Origin of the sequence: Micropruina sp., from assembly GCF_027492755.1 — a bacterium.
Taxonomy (GTDB): Bacteria; Actinomycetota; Actinomycetes; order Propionibacteriales; family Propionibacteriaceae; genus Micropruina.
Window position 1 is genome coordinate 1 of the sequence record NZ_JAPUED010000135.1, and the last position, 10,274, is coordinate 10,274.

Annotated in this window: 10 protein-coding genes and 1 pseudogene; 5 read left to right on the forward strand and 6 right to left on the reverse strand. The window is 68.7% G+C overall.

Annotation, left to right across the window (positions count from 1 at the left end):
• The 4 genes from Q0066_RS09890 to Q0066_RS09905 form a co-directional block, all read right to left on the reverse strand.
• On the reverse strand, positions 1 to 187 hold a 187-nt coding region (locus Q0066_RS09890), incomplete at its 3' end, for a hypothetical protein (RefSeq protein ID WP_298132468.1).
• A gap of 12 nt (positions 188 to 199) precedes the next feature.
• Complete coding sequence (locus Q0066_RS09895; protein WP_298132470.1) at positions 200 to 1,018, reverse strand: DNA-formamidopyrimidine glycosylase family protein; 819 nt, start codon at positions 1,016 to 1,018, stop codon at positions 200 to 202.
• 25 nt (positions 1,019 to 1,043) lie between these two features.
• Complete coding sequence (locus Q0066_RS09900; protein ID WP_298132472.1) at positions 1,044 to 1,499, reverse strand: ribose-5-phosphate isomerase; 456 nt, start codon at positions 1,497 to 1,499, stop codon at positions 1,044 to 1,046.
• A gap of 96 nt (positions 1,500 to 1,595) precedes the next feature.
• Positions 1,596 to 2,195: a DsbA family protein gene (locus tag Q0066_RS09905; RefSeq protein WP_298132474.1), complete on the reverse strand. Its 600-nt coding sequence runs from the start codon at positions 2,193 to 2,195 to the stop codon at positions 1,596 to 1,598.
• 504 nt (positions 2,196 to 2,699) lie between these two features.
• Here Q0066_RS09905 and Q0066_RS09910 point away from each other — a divergent pair.
• From Q0066_RS09910 to pepN, 3 genes are all read left to right on the forward strand, one after another.
• Positions 2,700 to 3,314: a DUF559 domain-containing protein gene (locus tag Q0066_RS09910; RefSeq protein ID WP_298132476.1), complete on the forward strand. Its 615-nt coding sequence runs from the start codon at positions 2,700 to 2,702 to the stop codon at positions 3,312 to 3,314.
• 157 nt (positions 3,315 to 3,471) lie between these two features.
• Entirely contained in the window at positions 3,472 to 4,875 is a 1,404-nt protein-coding gene (locus Q0066_RS09915) for an FGGY family carbohydrate kinase (protein ID WP_298132478.1), read from the forward strand.
• Between the two features lie 43 nt (positions 4,876 to 4,918).
• On the forward strand, positions 4,919 to 7,471 hold the full coding sequence (gene pepN / locus Q0066_RS09920; RefSeq protein WP_298132484.1) for an aminopeptidase N: 2,553 nt from the start codon (positions 4,919 to 4,921) through the stop codon (positions 7,469 to 7,471).
• 11 nt (positions 7,472 to 7,482) lie between these two features.
• On the opposite strand, the gene Q0066_RS09925 is transcribed toward pepN, so the two are convergent.
• Entirely contained in the window at positions 7,483 to 7,674 is a 192-nt protein-coding gene (locus tag Q0066_RS09925) for a hypothetical protein (RefSeq protein ID WP_298132480.1), read from the reverse strand.
• A 117-nt stretch (positions 7,675 to 7,791) separates the two neighbouring features.
• Entirely contained in the window at positions 7,792 to 8,901 is a 1,110-nt protein-coding gene (locus tag Q0066_RS09930; protein ID WP_298132482.1) for a glycerophosphodiester phosphodiesterase, read from the reverse strand.
• 278 nt (positions 8,902 to 9,179) lie between these two features.
• Between Q0066_RS09930 and pyrR the strand changes: the two genes are divergently transcribed.
• Together pyrR and Q0066_RS09940 are read left to right on the forward strand one after the other, a co-directional pair.
• A complete protein-coding gene (pyrR, locus tag Q0066_RS09935; protein WP_298132483.1) occupies positions 9,180 to 9,725 on the forward strand; it encodes a bifunctional pyr operon transcriptional regulator/uracil phosphoribosyltransferase PyrR in 546 nt (181 codons plus the stop codon).
• Positions 9,725 to 10,274, forward strand: a pseudogene (locus Q0066_RS09940) (aspartate carbamoyltransferase); the annotation flags it as partial. The gene pyrR and the pseudogene Q0066_RS09940, both read left to right, overlap by 1 nt.

Here is a 10,274-nt window from a genome sequence, read left to right on the forward strand (position 1 = left end):
CATGCCTCACCGCACAGGTTGCGTCGCCGAGGGTGAAACCGTGCTCGACCTCGTCGGCGTCGTCGGTGAACCGGCCGGTGGGCTGCAGACCGCCGATTTCGAAGTCGGCCCAGACGTCCGCGTCGTGCAGCAGCGCGAACCCGGTACCGTCGTCCCGGACCCGGATCGCGAACGCACCCCAGCGCATCAGCCGGTCCGGTCAGCGCCGCCGCTGGCAGCGTGGGCACCAGTACAGGTTGCGGCCTTCGAGCACCTGGGTGCGCACCGGGGTGCCGCAGACCAGGCAGGGCAGGCCGGCGCGGCGGTATACGTACACCTCGCCGCCGTGCCGGTCGACGCGGGGGTCGCGGCCCATCGCCTCGGGCATGTGTTCGTCGCGCACCGTGTCGATCCGGCCGTCCCGGACGCCGAGTCGCAGCAGCACCACCAGGTCGGCCCAGACCGCGTTCCAGGTGCGCCGCGAGATCGTCCTGCCCTCTTTGAACGGGTTGATCCGGTGCCGGAACAGCACCTCGGCGCGGTAGATGTTGCCGACGCCGGCGGTCACCGCCTGGTCCATCAGGAGGGAGGCGATGCTGCGCCCGGACCGGGAGATCTTCGCCCACGCCTTCTCACCGGTGCATTCCGGACGGATCGGATCGTCGCCGGCTTTGGCCATCACTTCGTCGCGGGCCTCGTCGGTGATCAACCGGCACCACTGCGGGCCGCGCAGCTCGGCGCGATGGATGTCCCTGGCGATCAGCAACCGCAAGGTATCCAGGCCGGCGGGTGAGGTGGGCGGGCCGTCCAGCAGCCATAGCTTTCCGATCAGGCCCAGATGAATGTGCACCACTCGGTCGGGTCCGAAGTCGATGAACAGGTGTTTGCCGTACGCCTCGGCGCCGTTCAGCACATCGCCGTCGAGCAGTGCGGCCTCGTCGGCGAACCGGCCCTGCGGGCTGCTCACCCGCACCGTCCGGCCGCCGAAGCGTTCGGTCAAGCCGTCGGCAAGCCGATGGATCACGTGCCCCTCGGGCATGGCTACTCCCCCGCTCGGACGCCGGTCAGCGGGCGTGCCGCTGTTCGTATTCGTCGAGCATGGCGAGCCGCCTGGCGTGCCGCGGATCGCCCGAGAAGGGTGTCTCGAGGAACACGGTCACCATCTCCAAGGCGTCGCTCAGCGACTGCATCCGTCCACCGAGGGCGACGATCCGGGCGTCGTTGTGTTCCCGGGCCAGCCGCGCGGTCGTGGTGTTGTAGGCCAACCCGGCGCGCACACCCTTGACCTTGTTGGCCGCGATCTGTTCCCCGTTGCCGGAGCCGCCCAGCACGATGCCCCGGCTGTCCGGCTCCGCCGCGACCGCTTCGGCGCACGGCAGGATGTACGACGGATAGTCATCGGTGGCGTCGTAGGAATGCGCACCATGGTCGACCACCTCGTAGCCGGCGCCGGTCAGTTCCTTGGCCAGGAACTCCTTCAGGTCGTAGGCCGCGTGGTCGGCCGCGATATGAACGCGCATGTCGTCAACATAGCCGAACTGCCTAGCTAGCCGGGTGTTGGTCGAGCTTGTCGAGACCCGGTTCCGACAAGCTCGGCCAACGGGCGACCTGAAGCCTCAGTCGAAGATCGGGCCGACGGTCCGGGTGCGCTTGGCCTCGAAGAAGCCCGGGTAGGCGGTCAGCTTGGCGAAGCCGTCGAACAGGTCGCCGGCCTGTTCGCCCTTGGGTGCCGGCGAGATCACCGGACCGAACAGCGCCATGCCGTTCATGTGGATGACCGGGGTGCCGACCTCGTCACCGACCGGGTCCATGCCCTCGTGGTGGGAGCGCTTCAGTTCGTCGTCGGCCGCGTCGGTGTGACCGGCCTCCAGCAGCGACGCCGGCAGGCCGGCCTCGGCCAGCGCCTCGGCGACGGTCTCATCAGAGAGGTCCCGACCGCCGGGATGCAGCAGGGTGCCGATGGCGGTGTAGTAGTCCCGCAGCTTCTCGGGATGGTCACGCTGCACGGCCAGTGCCACCCGCGCCAGCGGCAGGGCCTGATCCATCATCGCCCGGTAGTCCTCGGGCAGGTCACGGCCCTCGTTCAGGACCGACAGACTCATCACGTGGAAGTACACCTCCACGTCACGCACCTTCTCGACCTCAAGCAGCCAGCGGGAGGTCATCCACGCCCAAGGGCAGGCCGAGTCGAACCACATGTCCACACGTTGCGTCATGCGCTCACGGTAGTGCGGTGCATCGGTCCGCCCGCCTCCGGTTCACAGGCTGGCTTCAGCAACGCATGCGGCTACTCGCAGATCGTCTGAAATCGACACCAGAGTCGCCTGCGTGGCAGGCGATCTCAGGCGTGGGAAGCCGACCTCAGCTTCCGGGAGCACCCCACTCTGGGGTCGATTTCAGACCATCTACACGAAAAGACCGTGGGGGCTGTCACAAAACGGGTCTCGAAAACTGCCTTCTAGGGTGTGAAGGTCATTTCTGAACTGCTGCAGGCCGAAGGTGGCATCCTGTCCCGACGGGCTCACCGCTCCATCCAGCACCACCTCGACTATCAGGTTCGCACCGGCCGGCTGCACGCATTGCTGCCCGGCGTCTACGCGCCACCTGATCCTTCCTGGGAGGCGCGCATCCTCGCCGCTGCCGAGTTTCGCCCAGACTGCGTGCTCACGGGTGCGGCCGCGGCCCGCCTGCTCTGGTGGCCCGAGTGTCCCCTTGATTCAGTGACCGCCGCCGTCAGTGCGAAGGTGAAGGCATCGACGCCCGGATACCGGTGGGAGCTCCGCACGATTCCCGATGAACTTGTCGTCGACCGGGGCAGGCTGCGCATCGCCGCACCCGCGGTGTCGGTGCTGGACCTCCTCCCACCGCTGGGCGGCAGAGCCATCGACGAGGGGCTACGCCGCAGGGCGGTGAACCTTGACGACCTGCGACGGGCACTGGCTCTGATGCCGCACCGGCCGCAGAACGGTCTGCGCCGCGAACTCATCGAGGATTCTCGGGATGAGCCGTGGTCCGAGGCCGAGCGGCGGACCCACCGACTACTCCGCGCCGCCGGACTCACCGGCTGGTGCACGAACCACGTCGTCACCGCCGGAAAGCTCACCTATACCGTGGACATCGTCTTCCTCGCCGCACGCCTGGTCATCGAGATCGACGGATGGGAGTTCCACCACGGTCGACCAGCGTTCGTCAGCGACCGTTGGCGGTACTCCCGGCTCGCGGCTGCCGGCTGGCGGGTCCTCCCGCTCGCCGCGACAGCCATTGAGGACGAGCCAGAGGCGTTCATCGCTCTAGTCAACGACGCGTTGGCAGACCGTACTCACGGAGTTGTCTGAAATCGACCCCAGAGTGCGTGGCACGCTCCCCATCGGCTCGGCAACTGGAGGCGAGATCCGGCTCGTTCCGGCCGGGGCGATCATCGACTCTGGGGTCGATTTCAGACAAACCTCGAGTAGTGGTGCCGGATCGCGGCAAGCCGCCACCATGGTGACCATGACGGCAGCGGTCGGCATCGACATCGGAACGACCAACACCAAGGTCGTTCGAGTGGAGCGCGGCCTCAGTACGACATTGCTGAACAACCCCACGCCGGCGCGACTCGACGATCTGCTGGCCGTGGTCATCAGGGGCCTCGCCACAGCAACCCGGGCTGGCCCGGTCGACGCGGTCGGCATCGCTTCGATGGCTGAGTCCGGGTTCCCGCTCGATGCGGACGGACGGGCACTCACGCCGCTGCTCTCCTGGCAGGACGCCCGCGACGACGCAGAGATCCGTGCCCTGGCCGACAGGCTGGGCGCCGACGCGCTGTTCCAGGCGACGGGCGTGCGGCCGGGGCCGAAGCCCTCGCTGGCCGTCTGGCTGTGGCTGCGTGCCCAGCGGCCCGACGTCTTCGCCGCCATGCGTCGCTGGGTCGGGGTGGCGGACGCGGTGCACCTGGCTCTGACCGGGGAGCCACGTACCGATCACACGCTCGCCGGACGCACCCTGGCCTACCGCCTTCCAGCCTCGGGCGAACCGCTCAGCAGCAGCTTCGATCCGACACTGCTTGGCGCGGTGGGGCTCACCCCCGACCAACTTCCGCGGGTCGCTTTGCCCGGCGATCAACCGGCGCAAGCGCTCCCCAACGCTCAAACCGGTCTCCGGCCCGGCACTCCGGTGGTGGTCGCCGGACACGATCATCAGGTGGCTGCCTGGGCGTCCGGCGTTCGCACCATCGGCCAGGTGGCCGATTCGGTGGGTACCGCCGAGGCCGTCCTCAACCTGGTCGGTCAGGTCCCCGAACGGCCGGCGGTGCGTGCCCAGGGCATGAGCGTGGTGCGCGCGGTCGACGGCATCACGGAAGGCCTGCTCGCCGGCACCGGATCGGCCGGCGGATTCCTGCAATGGCTGGCCGATCGGCACACCGGTGGTGATGTCTCCGGACTGCTCACCGAAGCGACCGAAACCAACAAAGCGCTGGCCGGCGACGCCTGGCTGCTGCCGTACCCGTCCGGACGCCAGTGCCCCGATCCTGACCCGGCGTCCCGCGTCCGGCTGATCGGTTCACCGGCCCACCTAGGCATCGCCGCCGTGGAGTCGCTCGGCTACCAGGCGCAATGGGTGCTCGACACCCAAACGGCCTTGTCCGGACGCCGTCCCAGCCAGCTCACCCTCGCCGGGAATCCGCTGCATCGCACCCCGCTCTGGGCAAGGATCAAGGCCACGCTGGCCGGCGTCCCGACGACTCTGACCACCGCGACCGAACCGGTGGCCACCGGCGCCGCACTGCTGGCGCTGCACCGCGCCGGACTCGGTGACGAACCGCCGCTGGCGACCCGCGACATCGACGCCTTCGACGACGAGCTTCGCGACCGCTATCGGGATCGGCTCGCCGCCTTCATCGCGTCGGCGCAGTAGGAGTACTGTGACCGCCTGGCGCGACTCCCACACCTGGAGGACCATGTACCCGGCCAACATCACCCGCGATGAAGCCCACGCCCGTTCCCAACTGCTCAGCACCAGCCGCTACCGCGTCACCGTCGATCTGACCGGCTCGCCAAGCACCTTCACCTCCACCTCGACGATCAACTTCAGCTCGACCGCGGGCACCACGTTCGTCGACCTGATCGCCGACTCGATCGTCGAGGCGACCCTCGACGGCACCGCCCTCGACACCGCGGGATTCAACGGCGAACGGCTCGAGTTCACCCTCACCGAGGGCGACCATGTGCTGGCCATCACCGCCGTCTGCCGATACAGCAACACCGGCGAGGGACTGCATCGCTTCGTCGACCCCGTCGACTCACGGGTGTACTGCTACACGCAGCTGGAGGTCGCGGACGCCCGTCGCGTCTACGCCTGCTTCGACCAGCCCAACCTGAAGGCGTCCTTCGAGTTCGCGGTGATCGCGCCGGCGCATTGGACAGTGCTGTCCAACTCGCCCGAGGTGGAGCCCGTGGTAGCCGGCGACCTGGGCCGCTGGGAGTTCGCTCCGACCCCGCCGATCTCGACCTACATCACCGCCCTGATCGCCGGCGAGTACCACACGGTGCGCACCAGCTACCGCGGCCGGGAGGCCGAGATTCCGTTCTCACTCTCCTGCCGGGCGTCGATGGCGCCCTACCTCGACGTGGACCGGCTGTTCGCCACCACTTCACGGGGCTTCGAGGTCTTCGAGGAGCATTTCGGCGAGCCGTACCCGTTCAGCGACTACGCCCAGGTGTTCGTCCCCGAGTTCAACGCCGGCGCCATGGAGAACGCCGGCTGTGTCACCATCCGCGACGAGTACCTGTACCGCTCGCGGGTCACCTCTGCGGCTTACGAGGCCCGGGACAACACGATCCTTCATGAGCTGGCCCACATGTGGTTCGGCGACCTGGTCACGATGACCTGGTGGGACGACCTGTGGCTCAACGAGTCGTTCGCCGAATGGGCCTCCCACTTCGCCCAGGACGAGATCCGCAAGGTGCACGGCGGCGATGATCCGTGGGCCACCTTCTGCAACCAGCGCAAGACCTGGGCCTACCGGCAGGACCAGCTGCCCTCCACCCACCCGATCGCCGCCGACATGGTCGACCTGGAAGCGGTCGAACTCAACTTCGACGGCATCACCTACGCCAAGGGCGCCTCGGCGCTGCGCCAGCTGGTCGCCTTCGTCGGGCTGGAACCGTTCCTGGCCGGCGTCCGCACCTATTTCGCACGGCACGCCTGGGGCAACACCCAGCTGACCGACCTGCTGCGGGCACTGGAGGAGGCATCCGGACGCGACCTGTCCTTCTTCACCGGCCAGTGGCTGCAGACCGCCGGGGTGAACACCCTGACCTGCGAGTACGAGATCGACGAACGGGGACGGTTCTCCCGGTTCACCGTCGTCCAGCACGCCACCGGGCAGTGGCCGACCCTGCGCCGGCACCGGATCGGGATCGGCTGCTACGACCCAACCGACGACGGCATCGAGCGTGTGCACCGGGTCGAACTCGACATCGACGGCGAGCGCACCGACGTGCCGGCGCTGGTCGGCGTCCCGGCGCCGGCGGTGGTGCTGCTCAACGACGGCGACCTGTCGTACGCGAAGATCCGGGTCGATCGCGGGCTGGACGTGGTGGTCGAGCGGATCCACGAGTTCCGTGATCCGGTGGCCCGGGCGCTGCTGTGGGGCGCGACCTGGGACATGTGCCGCGACGCCCAGTTGCCGGCGTCCGACTACGTCGACCTGGTGACCCGCGGGGTCGCGGTCGAGACCGACCTGACCGCGGTGACCGCCGTGCTGGCTCAGGCCGAGGCGGCCGTCCGGTACTACACGCCGCCGGCCGCCCGGGCCGCGTTGGCGACTCGCTGGACGGCCGGTCTCGTGCGCCTGGTGAAGGACGCCGAACCCGGCTCCGATCACCAGTTGGCGATCGTGCGCGCGCTGGCTGGTTCGCTCACCACGTCGGCGGGTGCCGACCTGCTGCGTGCCTGGCTGGCCGGTGACGAGGTGCCGGCCGGCCTGGTCGTCGACACCGACCTGCGCTGGCGATTCGTCACCCAGCTGGCCCAGCTCGGCGGCCTGGACGATGCCGGCATCGACGCCGAACTGGCGCGGGACAACACCGCCACCGGAGCCGAGAAGGCCGCGGGCGCTCGCGCTGCGCGTCCGGACGCCGCCGCGAAAGCCGAAGCCTGGCGGTTGGCGATCGAGGACGCCTCGGTGCCGAACGCCACCCACACCCAGATCTGCGCCCACTTCTGGGCGCTCGATCAGGACGAGGTGCTGCGGCCCTATGTGGACCCCTGGTTCGAGGTGATGGCCGACATCGCTGCCCAGCGCAATGGCTGGGGGCAACGGTCGCTGGCGATCCGGAAGAACGTCGGCGAACTGCTGTTCCCGCGCCCGTTGGGCGACCGGGCGCTCCTGGCCCGGATCGACGAGTGGATGGCGACGACCGAGCTCACCGACTCGGTCCGCCGGATGGTCAGCGAACGGCGCGACGACGTCGAGCGCGCCCTGCGCTGCCAGGAGGCCGCCGGCTGACGGACAGAGGCTCAGGAGTCCTTGCGGGCGACCTGGCTACCGGAGCGGTCGGGCCGGAACCAGCTCGGCGCCATCACCAGCAGCAGCAGAACGAGCGCGATCGCGGCCGGCACGCCCAGCAGCACGGTCAGCGACTGGATCGCGGTGGGATCGGGGGCCTCGGGCCAGCCCGGCAGGGTCTTGAGCGGGATCAGTCCGAACATGGACACAGGGTATTGCACGAAGCCAGCCACGTCACGACCCGAGCCGGCCGAGCAGCGCACCTCCGTCCGGACCCTCGGCCCGGACGGAGGCGCACCTCGGCCGTCCGTCGGCGAACGTCAGCGTCGGCCACGGACCGCCCGAACACCGAGATCGGGGTTGTCGGTGAAGAACTGATCCATCCCGGCCCGCAGGAAGGTCCGGATCTCACCCACCAGGTCACCAACCGCAGCCGGGTCGCTGCTGCTGCGGAACTCCGCGGGCAGGAAGCTGTTCTCCCGGCGGAAAGTCCAACCGACCACCGTCAGGCCGGCTCGATGGGCGTCCCGGATCACCGGTGTGGGGGCGTCCAGCGTGCCGTCGGCCTTGCGCGGGATCATCACGTCCTTGCACAGACCCACCTGATCGGCGTACCGGCTGATCGCCCGCAGTCCGCGCGGCGTCACCATGTCGGCGTAGCTCACCTGCCGTCCGGCGGCGATCTGGTCGTACGGACCACCCGCGCAGTCGATCAACTGCACCAGCCGCACCCGGGTCATCCGGTTCAGCCGTTGCAGATTGCTGATCTCGAAGCTCTGGATGACGACGGGATCGCGTCGGCTGTCGAAGCCGTAGCGGTGCAGCAACCGCACCACCTTCGGCTCCAGGTCGAAACCCTGCTGCCGGAAGAACGTCGAGTGCTTGATCTCGGGAATGACACCGACCCGCTTGCCCGAGCAGGTCCGCGTCTTCGCGGCGTAGGCGAGCACCTCTTTCAGGGTCGGCACCTGGTACAGGCCGTCGTACTTGGTGTTCTGCGGGCGCAGGTCAGGCAGCCGCTCGACCGCACGCAGGCTACGCAGTTCGGCCAACGTGAAGTCCTCGGTGAACCATCCGGTCACCGGGTTGCCGTCGAGCAGCTTGGTGGTCTTGCGGCTGGCGAACTCGGGGTGGTCAGCAACATCGGTGGTGCCGCCGATCTCCGGTTCGTGCCGATCGACCAGGACGCCGTCCTTGGTGGTCACCACGTCGGGCTCGATGTAGTCGGCGCACTGTTTCACCGCCAGCTTGTAGGCCGCGAGGGTGTGCTCGGGGCGATACCCGGACGCCCCGCGATGGGCGATCACCACCGCGTCCGCGTGGTGTCTGCCACGGTCGCCGGCCCCCGTGGCCGACGCCGGAGTTGCGAGCAGTCCGGTGATGGTGAGCCCGGCGGCGAGCGTCGCCAGGGAGGTGCGAAGGAAAGGCATGGGGCCTCCTCAGTGGAAGAACGGACGCCGCGCGCGGGGTGCTGCACGGTGTCGTCGGCCGAAGCCGACCTGTTCATCCAGCCATCCTCGGCAGCCGTCGGCAACCCCCTTCCCACGCCCACACCACTCACCTTCGGCCACAAATCACCCCTTCGGGTGGCGGGCGCACACCGGACGACGGACCGCGGCAGGCACCAGCGGGACCACTCTCGATAGAGTGTCGGCGGGCCGTTTCGGCGTCCGAGCCGGCCGCAACCAACCTCTACAGGAGCATCCGCGTGACCAAGAAACCCGCCCACTTCACGTGGGACGGCCATCACATCGCGCGCGCCGTGGCCCGGATGGCCCACCAGATCGTCGAAGCCAACGCCGGCAGTGAGGACTTGGTGTTGCTGGGCATCCCGACTCGCGGCGTGCTGCTGGCCCGCCGACTGGCCGACGCGATCCGCAGCATCGAGGGTGTCGAGGTGGGTGTCGGCGAACTCGACGTCACCATGTACCGCGACGACCTGCGCCGCCAGCCGACCCGCGCGGTCGGCCGCACCACGATTCCGCGTTCGATCGACGACCTGACCGTGGTGCTGGTCGACGATGTGCTGTTCACCGGACGCACCATCGCCGCCTCGCTGGACGCCCTGAAAGACGTCGGACGCCCTCGCATCGTCCAGTTGGCGGTGCTGATCGACCGCGGCTACCGGCAGTTGCCGATCCAGGCCGACCACGTCGGCAAACAGGTCCAGGTCCCGCCCGACGCCCGGGTCAACGTCCGGTTCGCCGAGATCGACGAGGCCGACGCGGTCACGATCAGCCTGACGGAGGTCTGATGCGACATCTGCTGAGCGCCGGCGACCTGAGCCTGGCCGAGATCACCTCGATCCTGAACACCGCCGAAGAGATGCACACCATCCAGTCCCGGCCGATCAAGAAGCTGCCGACGCTGCGCGGTCGCACCGTGATCAACATGTTCTTCGAGGACTCCACCCGCACCCGGACCAGCTTCGAGATGGCCGGAAAGTGGATGTCCGCCGACACCATCAACGTCACCGGCAAGGGGTCGTCGACCTCGAAGGGCGAGTCGCTGCGGGACACCATGCTCACCCTGGACGCGATGGGCACCGACTGCTTCGTGATCCGGCACGGCTCCTCCGGCGCCGTCGCCCAGGCGGCCGGCTGGGTGAAGGCGCATGTGGTGAACGCCGGCGACGGCACCCACGAGCACCCCACCCAGGCGCTGCTGGACGCGTTCACCATGCGGAGGCACTTCCGCTCCGCGGAGAATGGGCAGAGCCGCGCTCGCGCGGAGAGTGGGCAGAGCAGTGCCCTGGAGTCTGGTGACAGCGACTTCGAGGGCAAGACGATCACTATCGTCGGCG

Bases quoted from the DNA above. Each gene is read 5' to 3' on its own strand.
- Q0066_RS09925 (WP_298132480.1), bottom strand. From the start codon at position 7,674: ATGTTCGGACTGATCCCGCTCAAGACCCTGCCGGGCTGGCCCGAGGCC.
- Q0066_RS09930 (WP_298132482.1), bottom strand. From the start codon at position 8,901: ATGCCTTTCCTTCGCACCTCCCTGGCGACGCTCGCCGCCGGGCTCACC.
- Q0066_RS09905 (WP_298132474.1), bottom strand. From the start codon at position 2,195: ATGACGCAACGTGTGGACATGTGGTTCGACTCGGCCTGCCCTTGGGCG.
- pepN (WP_298132484.1), top strand. From the start codon at position 4,919: ATGTACCCGGCCAACATCACCCGCGATGAAGCCCACGCCCGTTCCCAA.
- Q0066_RS09895 (WP_298132470.1), bottom strand. From the start codon at position 1,018: ATGCCCGAGGGGCACGTGATCCATCGGCTTGCCGACGGCTTGACCGAA.
- Q0066_RS09915 (WP_298132478.1), top strand. From the start codon at position 3,472: ATGACGGCAGCGGTCGGCATCGACATCGGAACGACCAACACCAAGGTC.
- Q0066_RS09900 (WP_298132472.1), bottom strand. From the start codon at position 1,499: ATGCGCGTTCATATCGCGGCCGACCACGCGGCCTACGACCTGAAGGAG.